Origin of the sequence: Pseudomonas sp. B3G-3 (genome assembly GCF_028640915.1) — a bacterium.
GTDB lineage: Bacteria > Pseudomonadota > Gammaproteobacteria > Pseudomonadales > Pseudomonadaceae > Aquipseudomonas > Aquipseudomonas chlororaphis_I.
Genome location: NZ_JAQZAB010000120.1, coordinates 1 through 22,277 on the forward strand (window position 1 = coordinate 1; position 22,277 = coordinate 22,277).

The following is a 22,277-nucleotide window of genomic DNA, read 5'->3' on the forward strand; positions in this document are numbered from 1 at the left end:
GGTAGCGGCTGCAAGGTGTACAGCGTGCTCATCGCCGCGTCGGTCGGGTACAGGTTGGGGTTGTTGCGGATCGCCGGATCGACCCGCTCGGTGGCGTCCTTGTTCGGGTTCGGGTAGCCGACGAAGTCGCTGACCGGGGCGATTACCTTCGGTTGCAGCAGGTAGTTGATGAAGGTGTAGGCATCGTCCGGGTTCTTCGCGCCTTTGGGGATCGCCAGCATGTCGAACCAGATCGGCGCCCCTTCCTTGGGCAGGCGCATGTCCACCACCACCCCGTTCTTGGCTTCCTTGGCGCGGTTGGCGGCCTGGGAGAAGCTGCCGGAATACCCCACCGCCACGCAGATGTCGCCGTTGGCGATGTCGGCCATGTACTTGGACGAATGGAAGTAGGTGACGTAGGGGCGGATCTTCAGCAGCAGCGCTTCGGCCTTGGCGTAGTCCGCCGGCTGCTTGCTGTTGGGGTCCAGGCCCAGGTGCTGCAGGGCCAGCGGCAGGATCTCCGACGGCGAGTCGAGCAGGGCCACGCCGCACTGCTTGAGCTTGCTGATGTTCTCTTCCTTGAAGATCAGGTCCCAGCTGTCCACCGGCGCGTTCTCGCCGAGGGCGGCCTTGACCTTGGCCGGGTTGAAGCCGATCAGGATGGTGCCGTACATGTAGGGCACGGCGAACTTATTGCCCGGGTCGTTGGCTTCGATCAGCTTCATCAGCTTGGGATCGAGGTGGTTCCAGTTCGGCAGCTTGCTACGGTCCAGCGGCTGGAACACCCCGGCCTCGATCTGCTTGGCGAGGAACACGTTGGACGGCACCACCACGTCGTAGCCGGAGTTGCCGGTCAGCAGCTTGGCCTCCAGCGCCTCGTTGGTGTCGAAGATGTCGTAGACCAGCTTGACCTGGCTGTTCTCGGCCTTGAAGTCTTCCAGGGCCTTGGGGGTGATGTAGTCGAACCAGTTGTAGACACGCAGGGTACGTTCTTCAGCCTGTGCGGCACCGCCCAGCAGCGCCGCGCAGAGCGCGGGCGCGATATAGCTTTTGAGCCTGTTCATGTTGCGGGTTTCCTTCACTGGGCGCTTTGAAAGCCTTCGAGAACGTTCACGGCATTGATGCCGATTTCTTCCACCGCGTAGCCGCCTTCCATGACGAACAGCGTCGGCGTGCCCAGGGCGGCGATGCGTTGCCCCATGGCCAGGTAGTCCGGGCTGTCGAGCTTGAACTGCGAGATCGGGTCGTCCTTGAAGGTGTCCACGCCCAGCGACACCACCACGATGTCGGCGCCATAACGGCGGATTTCCTCGCAGGCCTGTTCCAGCGCCGCGCTCCAGCTGTCCCAGCCGCTGCCGGCGGGCAGCGGGTAGTTGAAGTTGAAGCCAACCCCTGCGCCTTCGCCGAGCTCGTCCGCATAGCCCAGGAAGAACGGGAATTCGGCTTCCGGGTGGCCATGGATCGAGGTGAACAGCACGTCGTTGCGCGCGTAGAAAATCGACTGGGTGCCGTTGCCGTGGTGGTAGTCGACGTCGAGGATTGCGACCTTCTTGTGGCCCTGGTCGAGGAAGGCCTGGGCGGCGATGGCCGCGTTGTTCAGGTAGCAGTAGCCGCCCATCAGGTCGCCGGCGGCATGGTGTCCCGGCGGACGGCACAGGGCGAAGGCACTGCGCGCGCCGCGCTGGATCACCGCCTGGGCGGTCAGGGCGACTTGCGCGGCGCTGTAGGCTGCCTGCCAGGTGCCGGCGGTGATCGGCGCGCCGCCGTCGAAGCTGTAGTAGCCGAGCTGGCCGTGCAGGCTGGTGGGGATCACGCTGCGCAGGGTGCGCGCCGGCCAGGTGTAGGGCAGCAGGTCGCCGTCGATGCCCTGGGCCGCCCAGCGGTCCCAGGCGCCCTTGAAAAAGTCCAGGTAGGCGCGGCTGTGGATGCGTTCGATCGGCCCCAGGCCGAAGTCCCTGGGCGCCTCGACCGGGCCCAGGTTGCGATATTTCACGCGGTCCAGCACGTGGTCGGCGCGCGACGGCATTTCGAAGCAGGGCATCAGTTGCCCGTCGATCAGTTCGCAGCGGCCGTGGTGCAGGTGGTGATCGTCCGAGTAGATCGTCAGCATTTCTTGTTCTCCGCAGGCTGGTTCGGTGCTCACAGTCTTGCGGCGCCAGGCTTTTTGGAGAACGGCAGGAGCGGCCAAAAGGGGATCGATATGGCCAAAACGTTTGACCGAAATTCGCCCCCCTGACGCAGCACGGCACCCCATTGCGGGGCGCCAGCGGGTTCAGCTTGCGGACGGTACTTGAATGAAGCGCTGCAGCACCTGGAGCATGTCCTCGCGTTTTTTCCGGGCAATGATATCCAACAGCAGGACGCGACCCTTTTTCTCGCAACGCTGGCCGACATCGGGATCGGCGCCTTTTTCCAGCAGCAGGGTGAACATGTCCAGGGTCTCCTGCTGGCTGACAGTGGGCGACTTGTCGTCGGCGGAGGTCTTGTCGGCGACGAACATCAGCAGGCTCTGGCCCATGGGCTGGTCATGGCAGGTGCCACGACCGTAGCTCAGGTTGAGGTTGGCGCCGGCATCTATCAGCAGCCTCATGGCCGCGTAATTGTTGCCCCAGAAGGCCCGGTACAGTGCGGTTTCGTTGTCATTCACGGTCCGCAGTTCGAGGTTCTGCGGGTGTTGCAGCAGCCAGGTGAAGCCTTCGAGGTTGCGTTGCTGCTCGGCCAGTTGCAGCAGCGGGGTGTAGCCCCGGCTGTTTTGCTCGTCGATGGCGACGCCGGCCTCCAGCAGGAACTTCAGGCGCCCGCCCTGGTTCAGGTCGGGGCTGTCCTTGAGGTCGCGCTCCATGGCCTGCAGGGCCAGGGTGGTCCATTTGTACTGGCCGCTGGTATGGGCGCCGTGGGCCAGCAGCAGTCGGGCGATCTCCAGGTTTGGCGCGTCCAGGGCGTGCAGCAGCGCGCTGCGCCCGTCATCGGCCATGACTTCGCCGCTGACGCCACCGGCCAGCAAGCGCCGGACTTCGGCTTCGTCGCCGGCATCCACGGCGGCCACCAGCGGCCAGAAGCCCTGGCACGCCTGCGGGTTGGCGGACTTCAGGCCCAAACGCTGCAATACCCGCGGCGGCACGCTCAATTGGCGTTGCAGGCGCATGCCGCAATACAGCCGATAGCGCTCGATGGCACGGCCCTGGTGGATGTTGTCCAGCGGTCGTTGTTCGAACTGGGCCCAGTCCAGGTCGGCCAGGTTGAGGTAGGTCGGCATGCGCCCGGGTTCCCGGCGCAGCACCTCCAGCAGCCAGGGGCGGGCGGTTTTCAACTGGCCGGCCTCGCTGGTCCAGTAGGCGATGTCGTTGAGCAGGCCCGGGTACTCGCTGCGGTCCTGGGCGATGGTGCGAAAGTCATGGGCGGCGAAGAAACCTTCCACCTGGCGGATGCCCGGCGCCTTGTCCTTGGCTTTGCGCAGTTGCTCGTGGAGCTCGCGGAACTGGGTCCAGACGTCGTCCGCCGTGGCCGGTGGCGAATAGGCATTGAAGGTGATCGGCCCCGTGCCGCTGCTGAAGGGGCGGAACCACTGGGGAAAGCGCTGCAGGGCATACAGCCACTGTTGCTCGATCTCGCTACCGATCGGTTGCAATGGGGTGAAGTCCATCTGGGTCAGGTCGCGGCGGTGACTGATGGCCAGCATCGGCTGTTGTGGATAACGTTGGTCGATCAACAGATAACGTTGGCTGAGCTGCCAGTCCGGGCTGATGCAGTTGAAGCTCAAGGGCGTCAGGCTCAGCCCGACTTCGAGTTGATTGCTGGGCGGCCAGTTGTCCGAGACCTGGATCGGGTCGTCCGGCGAGACGCAGGCCCGCAGCTCCTCGGGGCTGAACAACGGCAAGGGCGGCGACTTGTAGATGCGCTGCTGGTACTGCGCGTCCTGATAGGCGTTGAGATAAAACAGCCCGCGGTACTGGCTGAGCACGATCCGCGCCGGAAGCTGCGCAAGGCCGGGCAGGGGGAACGGCTTGATCTGCAGGGTGGCGGTTTCCGGTTCGTCCAGGACAATGCCGCGGGAGACTTGCCACCATTTGATCTTGGCCAGGTCCAGGTCGAATGCCTGGGCGGCGGGTGCGACAGTGAGCATCAGCAGCGTCAGGCAGATCCCGTAAAAGCGGTTGTGCCTGGCAACAGTGCCTGTGAAGAGTTTCAAGATTGCAGTCCCTTGCCGGTATGAAAGGCCGGCAATGTAATGCAATCGGCGGCTTTATGCCGGGGTTTGTGTCAGGGCCGGAACTGGCTGGGGGCGACGCCGCTCCAGCGCACGAAGGCATGGCGGAAGCTTGCGGTTTCGCTGAAGCCCAGGGCCTCGGCGATGCGGTAGATCGGCAAGTCGTCCTCGCAGAGCATTTGCTTGGCCCGCTCGAAGCGCAGCTCGTCGAGCAGTTCCTGATAGCTGCAACCCAGGTCCTTGAGGTGCCGGCGCAGGGTGCGGGCCGAGCAGTTCATCTGTTCGGCCAGGCCTTCCAGGCCCGGCGCGGCGTCCAGTTGCGCCGCCAGCAGCTGGCGGATGCGTCCCAGCCAGGCCTGGCGCCCGGTGAATTCGGTGTTCTGCTTGCGGCAGCGTTCGGCCATGGCCTGGTGGGTGATGGCGTCCGCCAGGGGCAGCGGCTGCTCGAGCCAGCGCCGGTCGAAGGCGAAGGCATTGGAGAGCGCATCGAATTGCAGCGGGCAGTCGAAGCGCTCGGCGTAGCGGCTCTGGTAATCGGGCGCGGGGTAGTCGAAGCGGGCGCCGCGCAAGGGCAGCGGATGGCTCAGCAGGTCGTCGCAGATGACCTTCAGCGACACCAGGCAGAACTCGATATTGAAGGTCGCCAGCGCCGGGTTCTCGCGGTAATCCGCGGCGGTCAGCCAGATCAGCTCGCCGTCCGCTTCCAGGCTCAGCTCGAAAAGTGTTCCCAACAGCGCCGGATAACGCAGCGCCAGGCGCAAAGCGTCACCTAAGGTGGCACTGGTGAGCAGGGCATAACCGAGCATGCCGTAGCTGGAAACGTGCATGCGCCGGCCCAGCTCCAGGCCGATATCCCGTCGCAGGGCCACGGCGTTGGCGCACACCAGCATTTCCTGGTTGGTGGTGATGCGGGTGTCGGCGCGGCTCAGGTCGGCGGCGTTGATGCCGCTGCCAGCCAGCAGCGCTTCGCTGTCCTGGCCTTGGTCCTTGAAGGTATTGAGCACCAGCGAGACGGCGTTGAGGGTGGTGAGGTGGGAATGCAGCATGTCCGTTTCCAGCCCGGGGGATGCTGAAAACGGAGCAATTTGTATGCCGCGCCTGCGGCGAACGCCAATGATGGTGTGGGGCGGTTGTTGGATCGCCGCGTTGCGGCTATCGCGAGCAAGCTCGCTCCTACAAAGGGCTGTGGAGCTTCTGTAGGAGCGAGCTTGCTCGCGATGAAGGTGAACGATGACGCGTTGTCAGCTCAGCTCACCGCACAGGTCCAGCTCCACCAGGCGCCGCACTTCGGCGGTGTCCAGGCCGGCGCCGAGCAGGGCGTTGAGCTTGCCGAACGCCGCTTCGCGGGTCATGCCGCCGCCGGACAGCACGCCGACGCCGCGCAGGCGGCTGCCGGCTTCGTAGATGTCCAGCTCCACGCCGCCTTCATGGCATTGGGTGATGGCCACGACCACGATGCCCTGTTCCCGAGCGCGTTGCAGGCTGGCCAGGAACTGCGGGTTGTCGCTCGGCCCGGTGCCGCTGCCGAAGCACTCCAGTACCAGCGCCTGGAGGCCGCTGCCCAGCAGGGCGTCGAGCTGTTCGGCGGCGATCCCCGGCACCAGCGGCAATACGCCGACCCTGGCCAGTTGCTTGCCCTGGCGGTAATCCAGCTGCGGCGGAATCGACGTTGCCTTGGCTGCGCCGCCCTGGCGCTGCAACGCCGCGAACGGATGACGGCCGAAGCTGCGGATTTTCGCGCAACGGGTCGGCGCCAGCAGTTCGCCGTGGAAGTACAGGTGCACGCCCGGGGCCAGGCCCTGGCCGAGGGCGACCAGCGCGCCACCGAGGTTTTCCCAGGCATCGCTGTCGGTCACGCCGGCCGGCAGCATCGAGCCGGTGAACACTACACGGGCATGCAGGCCCAGCAGTTGGAAGCTCATGGCCGCGGCGCTGTAGGCCAGGGTGTCGGTGCCGTGCAGGATCAACACGCTGTCGCAGCCCTGCACGTCGACCGCATCGACCACGGCTTCGCGCAGGCGCTGCCAGTAGGCGGGGGTCATGTTGGCGCTGTCGATCAGCGGCGCCATCTCGCGAAAGCGCCAGTTGGGCACCACCAGCTCGGGCTGGCTGTGCAGGTAGTCGCGCATCCGCGCCTCGAAACCCGAGGCCGGGGCCAGGCCATGGGCGCTGGCCTGCATGCCGATGGTGCCGCCGGTGTAGAGCACCATGACGTTCTGCGCGGCAGGATAGGTGTTGGCATTCATTGGGGAGTCTCCGGAACGATGACAGCGTGCGGTCGAGCATGACGCCGACCGCAGGGAGTGTCACGTCGGGCGCAAGACATGCGCCCGGTTTTTACCCGATCAGCGTTGCGCTGCGGGAATGCCTTGCGGCTGAGCGTCAGCCTTGACAGCAACCGACGGGCTGGTCGGCCAGGCCTTCAGGTCCAGGTCCAGATCGGGAAATTTGCTGGAGTCGAACACAGGCTGGTCGACGCCGGCGCGGCGCTGCTCGTCGTAGTCGCGCATTACGCGCAGGCCGACCTTGAACAGCATGGCCAGCGCTACCAGGTTGACGAAGGCCAGGCAGGTCATGGTGATGTCGGCGAAGGCGAACACGGTCGAAAGGTCCTGCATCGAACCCCAGACCACCAGCGCCAGCACCAGGCCGCGGAAAGTCATCAGCGCAGCGCGGTTGCGGGTGAGGAACTGCAGGCTGTTCTCGCCCAGGTAGTAGTTGTAGAGGATGCAAGTGAAGACGAACAGCGACAGCGCGACGCTGACGAACATGCGGCCCCAGTCACCGACCACGGCGGCCAGCGAGTTCTGGGTCAGGACGATGCCGTCACCTTCGAATCCCGGGGTGTAGAAGCCCGACAGCAGGATCAGCAGCGCGGTGCAGGTGCAGATCACGAAGGTGTCGAGGAACACGCTGAAGGCCTGGACCACACCTTGGGCGCCGGGGTGCTTCACGGCGGCCACGGCGGCGACGTTCGGCGCACTGCCCAGGCCCGCTTCGTTGGCGAACACGCCACGCTTCACGCCCATGATGATGGCGCTGCCGAGCAGGCCGCCGAAGGCCGGGTCGAGACCGAAGGCGCTTTTGAAGATGGTTTCCAGCATGGCTGGCACGTGTTCGATCTGGGTGCCGATCACGTACAGGGTCACGCCGATATAGGCCAGGGTCTTGATCGGTACCAACAGGTCGGACACCGAGGCGATGCGCTTGATGCCGCCGATGAAGGTGATGGCCAGCAGCACTGCCAGGACGATACCGGTGTGTTGCGGGTCAAAAGCAAAGGCGTTCTGCAGCGAGTGGGTCACGGTGTAGGACTGCAGGCCAATGAAGGCGAAGCCGTAGGTGACCAGCAGCAGGATCGAGAACACCACCGCCATGCCTTTGAGCTTGAGGCCGTGCTGGATGTAGTAAGCCGGGCCGCCACGGTACAGGCCGTCGCCATCGGCGCGCTTGTAGACCTGGGCCAGGGTGCATTCGAAGAAGCTGCTGGACATGCCGACCAGTGCGGTCACCCACATCCAGAACACCGCACCCGGACCACCGAGGGTCACGGCGATGCCGACCCCGGCGATGTTGCCTGCACCGACGCGGCCGGCAAGGCTGAGCATCAGGGCCTGGAACGAGCTGAGTTGTCCGGCGCTGCCTTTGAGGCTGTCGCGGAACACCGCGAACATGTGGAAGAAGTGGCGCAATTGAACGAAACGCGAGCGGATCGTGAAGTAGCTACCGAGCCCGACAATGAGCACGATCAGTACTTTCCCTGAGAGGAAGTCGTTGATGACTTCGAGCATGGAGTATTCCTCGCTGTTTTTTGTAAAGGCAGAAGCTGGGCGGTCCGAAACATCGCGTTACACACCGTCGCGCAGGCAGCACGACAGGTGGGGCGAGTGTTCGTCCCGGTTCCAATTCGCGGGTTGTTATTAGTTCGGGTTCCCCGTGAGGTTGAGCCTCGTTACCGACGGCTGCCCACGTGAAGAGGGGGCGCACTATACCGGTGCGCGCGCCTGCCGTCTGCATGTTGCGTGTCGAGCCGAGGAACGGCAGGCGGGGAAAGGGGCTGAATCGGTTCTTGCGCGAGCGCCTCGGCGCGCTTTCGCAGGCGCGGCCGATGGGCTGTGATGGGGGGCGACGATGATGCGGTGGGGATGTTGGAGCGCCGCTTTGCGGCTGTCGCGAGTCTGCGAAACGGTTGCAAAACCTGCCAGTGCGATTCGGCCGATGTGCTGCAGCGCCTGGATTACGGTCCCTGCGGTACCGATCGCAGCCTCGCAAGCTCGGCAGCGGCTACGCAGCGGTTACATACCGTTCATACAGCCTGTGCCTGGCAACGATTACGTAGCGATTACGTAACGGTTACATAGCTATTACGTAGCGGGCTAAGGTCCAGCAGATGGGGCTGAACCCGATGTCCCTGTTCGGATGAGGGCGGCAATCTCGCGGTTTGGGCAAAGCCCGGCCGCTCGCAGCTCAGGCTGGAAACTGCGGTACATGCTGTTCCACCCACTCGAACAGGCGCTCGTCGAGCTGCGGCCGGTAGCGGTTGTAGGCGTCCTGGTAGCCGTTGAAGAGCGGATCCTGATTGACCCGCACCGCCAGAGCGCTCGGGCTGTCGCTCCCGGCATGGCTCGCCCTCAGGTGTTTCTGTCGCTGGTCGGCCTGTTCCAGGGTGTCCGCCAGGGCATCCAGTTGCAGGTGCCGGAATTGGGCGATGACCTGGGGCAGGTGAAAGTGCAGGGCACTGTCAAAGCCTTCCCAGCCCTCAAAGGCCAGCCACTCGTGGAGCACCATGAAGCAGCGCGGCGCCGGTGCCAGTCGTTCCAGCTGTTCGAAGGCCAGCCAGTACTGTCGTTGTAGCTGCTCGGCGACTTCTATGGCCTGGGCGATCAGGTCCAGGGCCCGGCCCTTGTCTCGGTGATGTTTACGCAGGATGCGCTGGGTCAGGGTGAAGCGCGCTTCTTCAATAGCGCTCAAGGCGCGGCCCAGGTCATAACCGGCGTTGTGCAGCGGCTCCCGGACTTGCTCCAGGGGCAGCCCGGACTTACTCGCCAGCACCTGCAGCAGCTCGTTCTTGTAGTGCTCGGCGGCCTGCTGGGGGTTGCCTGCGCAGCGTTCGAGCAAGGCCTGGGCATGGCGCAGGCCCACGGGGATCAAGCTGCGCAGTTGCTGTATGGCCTGGATTTGCGTCGGGTCCATCGACGGCGGTGCCTCGGTGTCTGATTGGGCGGGAGGCCGATTATCCTCCGCGTTGGGGGAGTGTGCTTGTTTGAAACGAGTGGTTTGCCAGGTAAGGAAAACGGCCTGCCGAGACCGTTGAGTCGGTTTGCCAGGCAGATTGTACTGTCAGGTTTTGCGGCCCCTGCGGCGGAGTGCCGCCCAGAGCGATCGCAGCCTCGCAGGCTCGGCAGCGGCTACGGGCCAATGTCGATCCAGGATCGATGGTGTCGCGGGTTGTGATCGGTCGGAGGGATGCGGCGATCTTAATGCTGATGACGCTCGTTGGTGTAGCCGCTGCCGCAGGCTGCGATCGGCTTGGGCGGCACTCCGACGAAGCGGGCGTGGCGATTTCAAGGGCAAAGAGCATCGATGGGAAAACGGCAGGCCGTTTCCAGCAGGCAAAAAAAAGGGCTTGGAGAAGAGTCTCCAAGCCCTCAAAAGGTGAGAGGTGTCTAGTCCCTCGACCTGGTGAGCGGTGCCCTGTGGCCAGGGCGGGCGTTGGTCAGGCTTTGAGCGGGACCAGACGCGGGGCAATCATGTTTTCCGGGCGCAGGATGTCGGCGAGCATGGCGTCGTCGAGCAAGCCTTCTTCACGCACCAGTTCCAGTACGCCGCGGCCGCTTTCCAGGGCGATGCGGGCGATACGGGTGGCGTTTTCATAGCCGATGTACGGGTTCAGCGCGGTGACCAGGCCGATCGAGTGCTCGACCAGTTCGCGGCAGCGCTGCTCGTTGGCGGTGATGCCGGTGATGCAGTGCTCGCGCAGCATGTCCATGGCGCGTTGCAGCAGGCGGATCGAGTCGAAGATCTTGAAGGCGATCAGCGGCTCCATCACGTTCAGTTGCAGCTGGCCGCCTTCGGCCGCGATGGTCAGGGCCAGGTCGTTGCCGATGATCTGGAACGCCACCTGGTTGACCGCTTCCGGGATCACCGGGTTGACCTTGCCGGGCATGATCGAGCTGCCTGGCTGACGCGCTGGCAGGTTGATCTCGTTGATCCCGGTGCGTGGGCCGCTGGACAGCAGGCGCAGGTCGTTGCAGATCTTCGACAGCTTGACCGCGGTGCGCTTGAGCATGCCGGAGAACAGCACGAAGGCGCCCATGTCGGAGGTGGCTTCGATCAGGTCGGCGGCCGGTACCAGCGGCTGGCCGCTGATGGTGGCCAGGCGCTGAACGGCCAGGGCCTGGTAACGCGGGTCGGCGTTGATGCCGGTACCGATGGCGGTACCGCCCAGGTTCACTTCGGTCAGCACTTCAGGCGCCAGGGTCTTCAGGCGGGCCAGGTCTTCGCTCAGGGTGGTGGCGAAGGCACGGAACTCTTGACCCAGGGTCATTGGCACGGCGTCTTGCAGCTGGGTACGACCCATCTTCAGGACGTGGCTGAATTCTTCACCCTTGGCGGCGAACGACTGGATCAGGCTGTCGAGGCTGGCCAGCAGCGCGTCGTGGCCCAGCAGCAGACCCAGGCGGATCGCGGTCGGGTAGGCGTCGTTGGTCGACTGCGCCATGTTCACGTCGTTGTTCGGGTGCAGGTACTGGTATTCGCCCTTGCTGTGGCCCATGGCCTCCAGCGCGATGTTGGCGATGACTTCGTTGGCATTCATGTTGGTCGAAGTGCCAGCGCCGCCTTGAATCATGTCCACCACGAATTCTTCGTGGAAATCGCCGCGGATCAGACGAGCACAGGCTTCGCTGATGGCAGCGTGCTTGGCTTCGCTCAGGTGACCCAGCTCGCGGTTGGCGTCAGCAGCTGCCTGCTTGACCATTGCCAGGGCCACGACCAGTTTTGGGTAGTGCGAAATCGGAACGCCGGAGAGGCGGAAGTTGTTCACCGCTCGCAGGGTCTGGATGCCGTAATACGCTTGAGCAGGTACTTCGAGTACGCCAAGCAGGTCTTTTTCTGTGCGGAAAGATGCAGCGGAGGACATGATAGAAATCATCTCGATATGGACCCGGTCTGTGCCGGAACGCTGCGAATCCTAGGCCTGTGGGAAAATTTGGGCCAATGCTGTTAAACACTGGCCTATGCATAAACGGCATAATGCCCATGTGACGCCGCTTGCATGGCAAGCGTGTGACCTAAAATGGTGCGCTCCCCGGGAGGACGTGATGAATCTGGAAAGCAAATGGCTCGAGGACTTCAGTGCCCTGGCCGCGACCCGCAGCTTTTCGCAGGCCGCCGAACGGCGCTTCGTGACCCAGCCGGCCTTCAGTCGGCGGATCCGCAGCCTGGAAGCGGCGCTGGGGCTGACCCTGGTCAACCGCTCGCGCACGCCGATCGAACTGACGGCGGCGGGGCAGCTGTTCCTGGTGACCGCGCGCACGGTGGTCGAGCAACTGGGTGAAGTGCTGCGGCACTTGCATCACCTCGAAGGCGGGCAGGGCGAAGTGATGCAGGTCGCCGCGGCGCACTCCCTGGCCCTGGGCTTCTTCCCGCGCTGGATCGCACAGTTGCGTAACGAAGGCTTGAACATCGCCACGCGGCTGGTGGCGACCAACGTCGGCGATGCCGTGCATGCCCTGCGCGAAGGCGGCTGCGACCTGATGCTGGCCTTCTACGACCCGGATTCGGCGATGCAGATGGACCCGGAAATTTTTCCTTCGCTGCACCTGGGGCAGACCGAGATGCTGCCGGTGTGCGCGGCGGATGCCGCCGGCAAGCCGTTGTTCGACCTGGAAGGCGAGGCCAGCGTGCCGCTGCTGGCGTACAGCGCCGGGGCGTTTCTCGGGCGTTCGGTGAACCAGCTGCTGCGCCAGCGCAACCTGCGGTTCACCACGGTGTATGAAACCGCCATGGCCGACAGCCTCAAGAGCATGGCCCTGGAAGGCCTGGGGATTGCCTGGGTGCCGCACCTGAGCGTACGCGCCGAACTGGCCCGCGGCGAACTGGTGGTCTGCGGCGGCGCGCAATGGCATGTGCCGCTGGAGATCCGCCTGTACCGCTGCGCCCTGGTGCGCAAGGCCAACGTCCGGTTGCTGTGGCGCAAGCTGGAAGGTGGCGCGGCGCAGGGCACAGGCAACACCTGACCTGTAGCCGCTGCCGAAGGCTGCGCTCGCTCTGGGCGGCACTCCGTCGCAGGGGGCGCAAAACCTGGCGACGCGGTCTGTCTGAAGGATTGGGAATACCGCCTTTGCGCCGGCTTCGCCGTCGATCGCAGCCTGCGGCAGCGGCTACAGGAATCTGGCAACGATCCTGGCCCATGCTGACTGACCCCGAAGTCAATAAAACCGCCGCTTTGCGCCTGAAACATGATGTATGACAGATGGTCGGCAAAAGTGCGTTTAACTCGCCTTTTTCGGTATACTGCGCGGCCTTCGGCCGGTTTGCCCGGCCATAATTCGTACAATCAAGCCACGCACTCTGCGTGGCTTGTTGTTTTTTGACGCGCCTGCGGGCGCCCAGAGAGAAGAGGCACGACGATGAGTGCACTGGTTGGCGTGATCATGGGCTCCAAGTCCGATTGGTCCACCCTTAGCCACACCGCCGATATGCTGGAAAAGCTCGGCATCCCTTACGAGGTGAAAGTGGTCTCTGCCCACCGCACCCCGGACCTGCTGTTCCAGTACGCCGAAGAGGCCGAATCGCGTGGCATCGAGGTGATCATCGCCGGTGCCGGTGGCGCGGCCCACCTGCCAGGCATGTGTGCGGCCAAGACCCACCTGCCGGTGCTGGGCGTTCCGGTGCAGTCGTCGATGCTCTCGGGCGTGGACTCGCTGCTCTCCATCGTGCAGATGCCCGCGGGCATTCCGGTCGCCACCCTGGCCATCGGCAAGGCCGGCGCGATCAACGCCGCGCTGCTGTCGGCGAGCATCCTCGGCGCCAAGCATCCGCAATTTCATACCGTGCTGAAAAAATTCCGCGCTGAGCAGACAGACAGCGTCCTGGACAATCCAGACCCACGCGTCGCCTGAGGTTTTTGACGATGAAGATCGGTGTAATCGGTGGCGGCCAGCTGGGTCGCATGTTGGCTCTGGCGGGCACTCCGCTGGGGATGAACTTCGCTTTCCTCGACCCGGCGCCAGATGCCTGTGCCGCTGCCCTGGGCGAACACCTGCGAGCCGATTACGGCGATCAGGATCACCTGCGCCAGCTGGCTGACGAAGTGGACCTGGTGACCTTCGAGTTCGAAAGCGTGCCGGCGGAAACCGTGGCCTTCCTGTCGCAGTTCGTCCCGGTCTACCCGAGCGCCGAAGCCCTGCGCATCGCTCGCGATCGCTGGTTCGAGAAGAGCATGTTCAAGGACCTGGGGATTCCCACCCCGGCGTTCGCCGACATCCAGTCGCAAGCCGACCTGGAAGCCGCCGTGGCCAGCATCGGCCTGCCGGCCGTGCTGAAAACCCGCACCCTGGGTTACGACGGCAAGGGCCAGAAAGTCCTGCGCGGCCCTGAAGACGTGGTCGGCACCTTTGCCGAGCTGGGCAGCGTGGCCTGCCTGCTGGAGGGCTTCGTGCCGTTCACCGGCGAAGTCTCGCTGATCGCCGTGCGCGCCCGCGATGGCGAAACCCGCTTCTACCCGCTGGTGCACAACACCCACCACAGCGGCATCCTCAAGCTGTCCGTGGCCAGCAGCAATCACCCGCTGCAGGCCCTGGCCGAAGACTACTCCAGCCGCGTGCTCAAGCAGCTGGACTACGTCGGTGTGATGGCGTTCGAGTTCTTTGAAGTCGACGGTGGCCTCAAGGCCAACGAGATCGCACCGCGGGTGCACAACTCCGGGCACTGGACCACCGAAGGCGCCGAGTGCAGCCAGTTCGAAAACCACCTGCGGGCCGTCGCCGGCCTGCCGCTGGGTTCGACCGCCAAGGTCGGCGAGAGCGCGATGATCAACTTCATCGGCGAAGTGCCGGCGGTGGAGAAGGTCATCGCCATCGACGATTGCCACCTGCATCACTACGGCAAGGCCTTCAAGGTCGGGCGCAAGGTCGGTCACGCCAACTTGCGCTGCAAGGACAAGGCAACCCTCGAGGCGCAGATCCTCAAGGTCGAAGCGTTGATCGCCGAATAACTTCCTGGGGCTGCGGTGGAACCAATCGGGGCCGCCGTTCTCTGATGGCAGGATGCCAATGCGCTAACTAGGCTTTGGCATACCTAACTCATACAGAGGGAAATGCCATGGGAATTATTGGAACCATCTTTATCGGCTTGATCGTTGGCCTGCTGGCTCGCTTCCTGAAACCGGGCGATGACAGCATGGGCTGGATCATGACCATCCTGCTCGGTATCGGCGGTTCGCTGGCGGCCACCTACGGCGGCCAGGCCCTGGGCATCTACCAGGCGGGCCAGGGCGCGGGCTTCATCGGCGCGCTGGTTGGCGCGGTCGTGCTGCTGGTGATCTACGGCCTGGTCAAAAAGAACTGATTTAGCGACAAAGCCCTCTCTGCTGCGCAGGTAGAGAGGGCTAGAATGCCCGGCGTTGTCTTGTCCCTTTCTTGCCGAGCTCCTCCATGCGCCGTCTTCTGTTGACTCTTGTTCTGCTGGGCTCAGGCCTGGTCCATGCCGGCGAACTGCCGGAAACCGACTGGCTCGAACTGATGCCCAAGTCGGACCAGAAAGCCCTCGAGCAAATGCCGGAAATCGATCACAACTCCCCCGAAGCCAATGGCACCTTTACCGAAAAGGGCGGCCTGAAGCAGAGCAAGGGGTTGCCGGCGGTGATGTATTCGACCAAGACCGTGCCGGCCATGAACGGCAAGGACATCCGCATCGGGGGGTATCCGGTGCCGCTGGAGTCCGACGCCAAGGGGCGCAGCACCCTGTTTTTCCTCGTGCCTTACCCGGGCGCCTGCATCCATGTGCCGCCACCGCCGCCCAACCAGCTGGTGCTGGTGCGTTTCCCCAAGGGCGTGAAGCTGGACGATATCTACACGCCGCTGTGGGTGACCGGCCACCTGAAGATCGAGACGGTCAGCAACGACCTGGCCGACGCGGCCTATGCGCTGGATGCACAGAAAGTGCGGGTGGTGCAGGAGTCGGATCTGTAAGGCGCAATACTTGCTTCTGTAGGAGCGAAGCTTGCTCGCGATGGACGTCAACGATTACGCGGTTTCACTGAATCAATGTGGGTCATTCATCGCGAGCAATCGAGCCTCGACCCGACTGCTCGCGCAGAAAGAACCTGGCGTTACAGCGGCACGCTGGTAACGCTCACACCCAGGGTATGACTGGCGCCCGGCGCCAGGGTCACCACGTCATCCATCACGTTGGCGGTCTCGATGCACAGCATGCGTTGCCAGCCATCGTTGGCCATGTCGCTGAACTGCTCGGCGCGGGCGATCCACGGGTTCCAGATCACCGCCGAGCGCGAGCCGTTGCTGGTCAGCTGGATGCGTCGCTCCCAGGCCGGGTCGACGATGCTCAGCTGTGGTGGTGGATCGAGGTAGATGCGGTCGGTCTCGCCGGTGAAATGCAGGTCGCCGGACTGCTGCCGGGTCTTCCAGTCATCCAGGGTCTCGATGTAGTTCAGGCCATCCAGCCCTTCGACATGCACCTTGCGCACATCGCTGACCGCGAAGTAGCTGTGCAGCGCCTGGCTGATGGTGACGCTGTCGTCGCCCAGGTTGTGGCTGGTGAGGTTGATGTGCAGCTGGTCGTCGAGACGGATGCTCAGCTTCAGCTCGACCTGATGCGGCCAGCCTGGCAGCCCACCTTCGGGGATCGGCAGTTGCAGTTCCACCAGCAGGCTTTCGCCTTCGCTCTGGATGCCCAGCAGTTCCCAGTCGGTGGCGCGGACCAGGCCGTGGGCTCCGGCTGGCTCGCTGCTCTGGCGCATGGCCTGGACGCTTTGCGGGTTGCGCGCGAAATTGCCAAACCACGGCCAGCACACCGGAACGCCGGCGCGAATGCTTTTGCCGGTCTTGAACACGGCCTCGTCGTTGAGCCAGATCAGCGGCGGTTGCCCGGCCAATTGATAGCTGAGGATGTGCGCGCCTTGCTGGGCCACCAGCAGTTCGGCCTGACCGTGGCGGATGCGCCAGCAGTTCAGTTCATCCAGTTTCACCGTTTCAACGTGAGGGGTAGGCATGGTGCTGTTCTCGTTCAAAAGCAGGGCTGCTATGGACCACGTAACAGCCGCCGGGTTTAACCCTCGCCGAATTTAGCGGGCTCTGGGCGGAACCGAGCGGGTGCGGCCGCTGCCGTCGATGGCAACGAACACGAACACCGCCTCGGTGACCTTGCGCCATTCGCTGGACAACGGATCGTCGCTCCAGACCTCGACCATCATCTGGATCGAGCTGCGTCCGATTTCCAGGGTCTGGGTATAAAAGGAAAGCTGCGCGCCGACCGCTACCGGCACCAGGAATGCCATGCGGTCGATGGCGACGGTGGCGACACGTCCGCCGGCCACGCGACTGGCCATGGCGGTGCCCGCCAGATCCATCTGGGCCACCAGCCAGCCGCCGAAAATATCGCCAAAGCCGTTGGTTTCGCGGGGAAGCGCGGTGATTTGCAGGGCCAGGTCGCCTTGCGGGATCGGATCTTCTTGTTCGAGCTCTATCATGCCGGGGGTGCCTCTGACCCGTGACTCTTCATTGGTACTTCAGGTGAATAGCCGTCTTGAGGAAAAACGATTCAGCCCGAACATACTACGTTCGTCACGTTCTTCGTAAGGCGTACTAAAGGGAAACTCTGCGAAACCGGCTGGCCGAGTCGGCGCCTGGGGCGCCCAGCGGCGTTTTCGCACAGCAACCCTTGCCGGGGCGGCTTTGCTCCAATGCCTGCGAGTATATCGGTCGACAGGCTCCGCGACGACCATCCGGTTCTGATTTTGACTGTCAATTGTGCACATCTATGTGCTTTTTCGAACAATTTGCTATCGTGCCGAACCTGCCAGGCCACAACCAGCGCTGTTGCGGCTTCCAGAACCGACTATAAGAGAAGCCCTTGCCATGACCACTGTGCCTTCGAGCGTCGCGCAGCCCGCGCAACCGGCTCGTCCGTTGACCCGCAATGACTACAAGACCCTGTCGCTGTCCGCTTTGGGCGGCGCGCTGGAGTTCTACGATTTCATCATTTTCGTGTTCTTCGCCACGGTGGTCGGCAAGCTGTTCTTCCCGGCGGACATGCCCGAGTGGCTGCGCCTGATGCAGACCTTCGGGATCTTCGCCGCCGGCTACCTGGCCCGGCCCCTGGGCGGGATCGTCATGGCGCACTTCGGCGACCTGCTCGGGCGCAAGAAGATGTTCACCCTGAGTATTTTCATGATGGCGGTGCCGACCCTGATCATGGGCCTGCTGCCGACCTACGCGCAGATCGGCATGTGGGCGCCGATCCTGTTGCTGCTGATGCGGGTGATCCAGGGTGCGGCCATCGGCGGTGAAGTGCCGGGCGCCTGGGTGTTCGTTTCCGAGCATGTACCGCAGCGGCATATCGGCTACGCCTGCGGCACCCTGACCTCGGGCCTGACCGCCGGCATCCTCCTGGGTTCGCTGGTGGCCACCGCGATCAACAGCATCTACACCCCGGGCGAAGTCGCCGATTACGCCTGGCGGATTCCTTTCCTGTTGGGCGGCGTGTTCGGTCTGTTCTCGGTGTACTTGCGCCGCTGGCTGCACGAAACCCCGGTGTTCGCCGAGCTGCAACTGCGCAAGGCCCTGGCCGAGGAAGTGCCGCTGCGCGCAGTGCTGCGCGACCACCGCAGCGCGATCATTCTCTCGATGCTGCTGACCTGGCTGCTGTCCGCCGGGATCATCGTGGTGATCCTGATGACCCCGACCGTATTGCAGACGGTCTATCACTTCAGCCCGACCACCGCGTTGCAGGCCAACAGCCTGGCGATCGTGTTCCTCAGCCTGGGGTGCGTGGCGTCCGGTGCGCTGGCCGACCGTTTTGGCGCGGGCCGGGTGTTCGTATTCGGCAGTGCGCTGCTGCTGGCGACTTCCTGGACCTTCTACCACAGCCTGCTGGATCACCCGGACTGGCTGTTCCCGCTGTACGCGCTGACCGGCCTGCTGGTGGGCACCATCGGCGCGGTGCCTTATGTGATGGTCAAGGCGTTCCCGGCGGTGGTGCGCTTCAGCGGCCTGTCGTTCTCCTACAACCTGGCCTACGCGATCTTCGGTGGCCTGACGCCGATGGTGGTGACCGCACTGCTCAAGGAGAGCCCGATGGGTCCGGCCTATTATGTTGCAATTATTTGCAGCATCGGGATCCTGGTCGGCCTGTACCTGTGGAAAAAGGATCGCTGATCCGGGCCATCCTGTAGCCGCTGCCGCAAGGTCGCAGGCCCTTCTGCACGCTGACGATCGCCGCGACCCTTCGGGTCGATCGCAGCCTTCGGCAGCGGCTACAAAACCCTCTATAAAGAAAGGCCAGCCTTCCATCGCGAATGCTGGCCTTTCATCTAATTGTCATATTTCAGCCATAGAGTGTTCACACGGCCTACAGATACTTGGCCCGACTTAACACACCCTATCTGCTAGGAGTAAGGCATGAAACTGAAGCGTTTGATGGCGGCAATGACTTTTGTCGCTGCTGGCGTTGCGACTGCCCACGCGGTTGCCGCTGTTGACCCTGCTATCCCGAGCTACACCAAGACCACTGGTGTGTCGGGCAACCTGTCCAGCGTCGGCTCCGATACCCTGGCCAACCTCATGACCCTGTGGGCCGAGCACTACAAGAAAGAATACCCGAACGTAAACATCCAGATTCAGGCCGCTGGCTCCGCCACCGCGCCACCTGCGCTAACCGAAGGCACCTCCAACCTGGGCCCGATGAGCCGCAAGATGAAGGACACCGAACTGGCGGCCTTCGAGCAGAAGTACGGCTACAAGCCAACCGCCATCCCGGTTGCCGTGGACGCCCTGGCGGTGTTCGTGCACAAGGACAACCCGATCCAGCACCTGACCATGGAACAGGTTGACGCGATCTTCTCCTCGACCCGCCTGTGCGGCGCCAAAGCCGACGTCAAGACCTGGGGCGACCTGGGCGTGACCGGCGACCTGGCCAACAAGCCGGTCCAGCTGTTCGGTCGTAACTCGGTATCCGGCACCTACGGCTACTTCAAGGAAGAAGCCCTGTGCAAAGGCGACTACAAGCCTAACGTCAACGAACAGCCAGGTTCGGCTTCGGTGGTCCAGTCCATCAGTTCCTCGCTGAACGGCATCGGCTACTCGGGCATCGGCTACAAGACCGCCAGCGTGAAGACCGTGGCCCTGGCCAAGAAAGGCAGCAGCGACTTCATCGAAGACACCGAAGAAAACGCCCTGAACGGCAAGTACCCGCTGTCCCGCTTCCTGTACGTGTACATCAACAAGGCCCCGAACAAGCCTCTGGCCCCGCTGGAAGCCGAGTTCGTGAAACTGGTTCTGTCGAAACAGGGCCAGGAAGTCGTGGTGAAAGACGGCTACATCCCACTGCCAGCCAAAGTCGCCGCCAAGGCACTGGCTGACCTGGGCCTGCAGGAAGGCTCTGCAGTCGTAAAGAAGTAACACCCTAGGTCCGGGCCAGTCCCGGACCTTGTAGGAGCGAGCGGGCTCGCTCCTACACCCCCCATTTTCGATCCGCTGCCAGCTCTGCTACGCGGCGGATTTGTTGCGTCACTGCATTGTCATCTTTCTGTCATACAGGATCGCTAGGGTGTGCGCATGAATGATCTGGCCAACTCCACCATGACTCCGACTTCTCCCCCCAAGCGCATTGACTTCAATACGCCTGAGCTGCAACGCAAGCGCCGCATCCGTGCGCTGAAAGATCGCCTGACCCGTTGGTACGTCCTCGTCGGCGGTCTGGCCGTGCTGGCCGCGATCACCTTGATCTTCTTCTTCCTCGCCTATGTCGTGCTGCCCCTGTTCCAGGGCGCCGACCTGACCGCCAAGGACCCGCTGACCCCGGCCTGGATGCAGGACGCCGGCAAGCCGCTGATGTTCTCCTTGGAAGAGCAGAACCAGGTCGGCATGCGGGTTTCCGACAAGGGCCAGGCGCTGTTCTTCGACATCGACAACGGTGCCGAGCTGCGTCGCGTCGACCTGCCGATCCCGGCTGGCGCCACCGTGACCGCCATCGGCAAGGATCAGCCGGGCAGCCCGCTGGTGGTGGTTGGCCTGTCCAACGGCCAGGCGCTGGTGTTCCGTCACACCTATAAGGTCAGCTACCCGGACGGCAAGAAGACCATCTCGCCGGCCATCGAATACCCCTACGGTGAAACCCCGATCGTGCTGAACGAGCAGGGCGGTGCCCTGGAGCACGTCAACCTCAACGCCACCGATTCGGCGCTGGTGGTGGCCGGTTCCAGCGGCGCGCAACTGCACGTGCTGCAGCTGACCCGCGAAGAAAACATGATGACCGGCGAGGTCACCAGCGAGCAGAACCGCATCGAGCTGCCGCAGATGACCGAACCGGTCAAGGCCATGTACATCGACCCGCGCCAACAGTGGCTGTACGTGATCAACGGGCGTGCCCAGGCCGACGTGTTCAGCCTGCGCGACAAGAGCCTCAACGGTCGCTACAAGCTGCTGGAGGATGCCAATGCCGAAGTGACGGCCAGCACCCAGCTGGTGGGCGGCATCTCGCTGATCATCGGTACCTCCAAGGGCGGCCTGGCCCAGTGGTTCATGGCCCGCGATCCGGACGGCGAACTGCGCCTGAAGCAGATCCGCACCTTCCAGATGGGCACCACGCCGATCATCGAAATCACCGCCGAAGAGCGCCGCAAAGGCTTCGTCGCGCTGGACGCCTCGGGCAAGCTCGGCGTGTTCCACAGCACCGCGCACCGCACCCTGCTGGTGGACCAGGTGGTCGAGGGCGAAGGCCTGTTCGGCCTGTCGCCACGGGCCAACCGGGTAATCGTCGAAGCCGGCGGCAAGCTGCAACCGCTGGTGCTCGACAACCCGCACCCGGAAGTGTCCTGGAGCGCGCTGTGGAGCAAGGTCTGGTACGAGAACTACGACGAGCCTAAATACGTCTGGCAATCGACCGCGGCCAACACCGACTTTGAACCCAAGCTGAGCCTCTCGCCCCTGACCTTCGGTACCCTCAAGGCAGCGTTCTACGCAATGCTGCTGGCGGCGCCGCTGGCGGTCGCCGCGGCGATCTACACCGCTTACTTCATGGCCCCGGGCATGCGCCGCAAGGTCAAGCCGGTGATCGAGCTGATGGAAGCGATGCCGACGGTGATCCTCGGCTTCTTCGCCGGCCTGTTCCTCGCGCCTTATGTCGAAGGCCATCTGCCGGGCATCTTCAGCCTGCTGATGCTGCTGCCGATCGGCATCCTGGTGGCCGGTTTCGTCTTCAGCCGCCTGCCCGAGTCGGTGCGCCTCAAGGTGCCGGACGGCTGGGAAAGCGCGATCCTGATCCCGATGATCATCCTGGTGGGCTGGTTCTCGCTGTACATGAGCCCGTTCATGGAGAACTGGTTCTTCGGCGGCGACATGCGCATGTGGATCTCCCACGACCTGGGCATCACCTACGACCAGCGCAACGCCCTGGTGGTCGGCCTGGCCATGGGCTTCGCGGTGATCCCGAACATCTACTCGATCGCCGAGGACGCCGTGTTCAGCGTGCCGCGCGGCCTGACCCTGGGCTCCCTGGCCCTGGGCGCGACCCCGTGGCAGACCATGACCCGCGTGGTGATCCTCACTGCCAGCCCGGGCATTTTCTCGGCGCTGATGATCGGCATGGGCCGCGCGGTCGGCGAAACCATGATCGTGCTGATGGCCACCGGCAACACCCCGGTCATGGAAATGAACCTGTTCGAAGGCCTGCGCACCCTGGCGGCCAACGTCGCGGTGGAAATGCCGGAGTCGGAAGTCGGCGGCAGCCACTACCGCGTGCTGTTCCTCTCGGCGCTGGTGCTGCTGCTGTTCACCTTCGTCATGAACACCCTCGCCGAGCTGATCCGTCAGCGTCTGCGCAAGAAATACTCGTCGCTTTAAGAAAGGTA

The 22,277-nt window shown here is 63.7% G+C and carries 18 protein-coding genes; 8 read left to right on the forward strand and 10 right to left on the reverse strand.

The window, feature by feature from the left end; genetic code table 11:
• The 8 genes from PVZ80_RS23900 to aspA form a co-directional block, all read right to left on the reverse strand.
• Positions 1-1,043, reverse strand: a 1,043-nt coding sequence (locus tag PVZ80_RS23900; protein WP_273864667.1) for a polyamine ABC transporter substrate-binding protein, incomplete at its 3' end; no start/stop codon positions are given.
• 14 nt (positions 1,044-1,057) lie between these two features.
• Positions 1,058-2,089 carry a histone deacetylase family protein gene (locus PVZ80_RS23905; protein WP_009051617.1) on the reverse strand — a complete coding sequence of 344 codons (1,032 nt, stop codon included), beginning with the start codon at positions 2,087-2,089 and terminating at the stop codon, positions 1,058-1,060.
• A 162-nt stretch (positions 2,090-2,251) separates the two neighbouring features.
• Positions 2,252-4,168: an ankyrin repeat domain-containing protein gene (locus PVZ80_RS23910; RefSeq protein WP_273864668.1), complete on the reverse strand. Its 1,917-nt coding sequence runs from the start codon at positions 4,166-4,168 to the stop codon at positions 2,252-2,254.
• 71 nt (positions 4,169-4,239) lie between these two features.
• Positions 4,240-5,232, reverse strand: a complete 993-nt coding sequence (locus PVZ80_RS23915) for an AraC family transcriptional regulator (RefSeq protein WP_273864669.1) — start codon at positions 5,230-5,232, stop codon at positions 4,240-4,242.
• Positions 5,233-5,427: 195 nt separating this feature from the next.
• Positions 5,428-6,432 (reverse strand): asparaginase, encoded by a 1,005-nt coding sequence (locus PVZ80_RS23920; RefSeq protein WP_016704013.1) that lies wholly within the window; start codon positions 6,430-6,432, stop codon positions 5,428-5,430.
• A gap of 99 nt (positions 6,433-6,531) precedes the next feature.
• On the reverse strand, positions 6,532-7,977 hold the full coding sequence (locus PVZ80_RS23925; RefSeq protein WP_016704014.1) for an alanine/glycine:cation symporter family protein: 1,446 nt from the start codon (positions 7,975-7,977) through the stop codon (positions 6,532-6,534).
• Positions 7,978-8,653: 676 nt separating this feature from the next.
• A complete protein-coding gene (locus PVZ80_RS23930; RefSeq protein WP_273864670.1) occupies positions 8,654-9,379 on the reverse strand; it encodes a hypothetical protein in 726 nt (241 codons plus the stop codon).
• A gap of 523 nt (positions 9,380-9,902) precedes the next feature.
• Positions 9,903-11,327 carry an aspartate ammonia-lyase gene (aspA, locus tag PVZ80_RS23935; protein ID WP_007928510.1) on the reverse strand — a complete coding sequence of 475 codons (1,425 nt, stop codon included), beginning with the start codon at positions 11,325-11,327 and terminating at the stop codon, positions 9,903-9,905.
• A 181-nt stretch (positions 11,328-11,508) separates the two neighbouring features.
• Here aspA and PVZ80_RS23940 point away from each other — a divergent pair, with 181 nt between their 5' ends.
• The 5 genes from PVZ80_RS23940 (at position 11,509) to PVZ80_RS23960 (ending at position 15,381) form a co-directional block, all read left to right on the forward strand.
• On the forward strand, positions 11,509-12,426 hold the full coding sequence (locus PVZ80_RS23940) for a LysR substrate-binding domain-containing protein (RefSeq protein ID WP_009041373.1): 918 nt from the start codon (positions 11,509-11,511) through the stop codon (positions 12,424-12,426).
• Between the two features lie 393 nt (positions 12,427-12,819).
• Positions 12,820-13,311 (forward strand): 5-(carboxyamino)imidazole ribonucleotide mutase, encoded by a 492-nt coding sequence (gene purE / locus PVZ80_RS23945; protein WP_009051611.1) that lies wholly within the window; start codon positions 12,820-12,822, stop codon positions 13,309-13,311.
• An 11-nt stretch (positions 13,312-13,322) separates the two neighbouring features.
• On the forward strand, positions 13,323-14,405 hold the full coding sequence (locus PVZ80_RS23950) for a 5-(carboxyamino)imidazole ribonucleotide synthase (protein ID WP_053270200.1): 1,083 nt from the start codon (positions 13,323-13,325) through the stop codon (positions 14,403-14,405).
• A 107-nt stretch (positions 14,406-14,512) separates the two neighbouring features.
• On the forward strand, positions 14,513-14,758 hold the full coding sequence (locus tag PVZ80_RS23955) for a GlsB/YeaQ/YmgE family stress response membrane protein (protein ID WP_007928514.1): 246 nt from the start codon (positions 14,513-14,515) through the stop codon (positions 14,756-14,758).
• 86 nt (positions 14,759-14,844) lie between these two features.
• Positions 14,845-15,381 (forward strand): DUF3299 domain-containing protein, encoded by a 537-nt coding sequence (locus PVZ80_RS23960; protein WP_150085976.1) that lies wholly within the window; start codon positions 14,845-14,847, stop codon positions 15,379-15,381.
• Positions 15,382-15,521: 140 nt separating this feature from the next.
• Here the strand turns inward: PVZ80_RS23960 and PVZ80_RS23965 are convergent, their stop codons facing one another.
• Together PVZ80_RS23965 and PVZ80_RS23970 are read right to left on the reverse strand one after the other, a co-directional pair.
• Complete coding sequence (locus PVZ80_RS23965) at positions 15,522-16,421, reverse strand: D-hexose-6-phosphate mutarotase (protein WP_110176212.1); 900 nt, start codon at positions 16,419-16,421, stop codon at positions 15,522-15,524.
• Between the two features lie 72 nt (positions 16,422-16,493).
• Entirely contained in the window at positions 16,494-16,898 is a 405-nt protein-coding gene (locus tag PVZ80_RS23970; protein ID WP_003229628.1) for an acyl-CoA thioesterase, read from the reverse strand.
• 388 nt (positions 16,899-17,286) lie between these two features.
• On the opposite strand from PVZ80_RS23970, the gene PVZ80_RS23975 reads away from it, so the two are divergent.
• From PVZ80_RS23975 to PVZ80_RS23985, 3 genes are all read left to right on the forward strand, one after another.
• The gene (locus tag PVZ80_RS23975; protein ID WP_028683641.1) at positions 17,287-18,585 is read left to right on the forward strand and encodes an MFS transporter; all 1,299 of its coding nucleotides are present in this window, start codon (positions 17,287-17,289) and stop codon (positions 18,583-18,585) included.
• Between the two features lie 243 nt (positions 18,586-18,828).
• Positions 18,829-19,827 (forward strand): phosphate ABC transporter substrate-binding protein PstS family protein, encoded by a 999-nt coding sequence (locus PVZ80_RS23980; protein WP_016703125.1) that lies wholly within the window; start codon positions 18,829-18,831, stop codon positions 19,825-19,827.
• Positions 19,828-20,235: 408 nt separating this feature from the next.
• Positions 20,236-22,269: an ABC transporter permease subunit gene (locus PVZ80_RS23985; RefSeq protein WP_273864692.1), complete on the forward strand. Its 2,034-nt coding sequence runs from the start codon at positions 20,236-20,238 to the stop codon at positions 22,267-22,269.
• The last annotated feature ends 8 nt before the right edge of the window (positions 22,270-22,277 follow it).

What these genes read in the sequence shown, in the direction of transcription:
- PVZ80_RS23905 (WP_009051617.1), bottom strand. Translation starts at nt 2,089, where the DNA reads ATGCTGACGATCTACTCGGACGATCACCACCTGCACCACGGCCGCTGC.
- PVZ80_RS23915 (WP_273864669.1), bottom strand. Translation starts at nt 5,232, where the DNA reads ATGCTGCATTCCCACCTCACCACCCTCAACGCCGTCTCGCTGGTGCTC.
- PVZ80_RS23920 (WP_016704013.1), bottom strand. Translation starts at nt 6,432, where the DNA reads ATGAATGCCAACACCTATCCTGCCGCGCAGAACGTCATGGTGCTCTAC.
- PVZ80_RS23925 (WP_016704014.1), bottom strand. Translation starts at nt 7,977, where the DNA reads ATGCTCGAAGTCATCAACGACTTCCTCTCAGGGAAAGTACTGATCGTG.
- PVZ80_RS23930 (WP_273864670.1), bottom strand. Translation starts at nt 9,379, where the DNA reads ATGGACCCGACGCAAATCCAGGCCATACAGCAACTGCGCAGCTTGATC.
- aspA (WP_007928510.1), bottom strand. Translation starts at nt 11,327, where the DNA reads ATGTCCTCCGCTGCATCTTTCCGCACAGAAAAAGACCTGCTTGGCGTA.
- PVZ80_RS23940 (WP_009041373.1), top strand. Translation starts at nt 11,509, where the DNA reads ATGAATCTGGAAAGCAAATGGCTCGAGGACTTCAGTGCCCTGGCCGCG.
- purE (WP_009051611.1), top strand. Translation starts at nt 12,820, where the DNA reads ATGAGTGCACTGGTTGGCGTGATCATGGGCTCCAAGTCCGATTGGTCC.
- PVZ80_RS23950 (WP_053270200.1), top strand. Translation starts at nt 13,323, where the DNA reads ATGAAGATCGGTGTAATCGGTGGCGGCCAGCTGGGTCGCATGTTGGCT.
- PVZ80_RS23955 (WP_007928514.1), top strand. Translation starts at nt 14,513, where the DNA reads ATGGGAATTATTGGAACCATCTTTATCGGCTTGATCGTTGGCCTGCTG.
- PVZ80_RS23960 (WP_150085976.1), top strand. Translation starts at nt 14,845, where the DNA reads ATGCGCCGTCTTCTGTTGACTCTTGTTCTGCTGGGCTCAGGCCTGGTC.
- PVZ80_RS23965 (WP_110176212.1), bottom strand. Translation starts at nt 16,421, where the DNA reads ATGCCTACCCCTCACGTTGAAACGGTGAAACTGGATGAACTGAACTGC.
- PVZ80_RS23970 (WP_003229628.1), bottom strand. Translation starts at nt 16,898, where the DNA reads ATGATAGAGCTCGAACAAGAAGATCCGATCCCGCAAGGCGACCTGGCC.
- PVZ80_RS23975 (WP_028683641.1), top strand. Translation starts at nt 17,287, where the DNA reads ATGACCACTGTGCCTTCGAGCGTCGCGCAGCCCGCGCAACCGGCTCGT.
- PVZ80_RS23980 (WP_016703125.1), top strand. Translation starts at nt 18,829, where the DNA reads ATGAAACTGAAGCGTTTGATGGCGGCAATGACTTTTGTCGCTGCTGGC.
- PVZ80_RS23985 (WP_273864692.1), top strand. Translation starts at nt 20,236, where the DNA reads ATGCAGGACGCCGGCAAGCCGCTGATGTTCTCCTTGGAAGAGCAGAAC.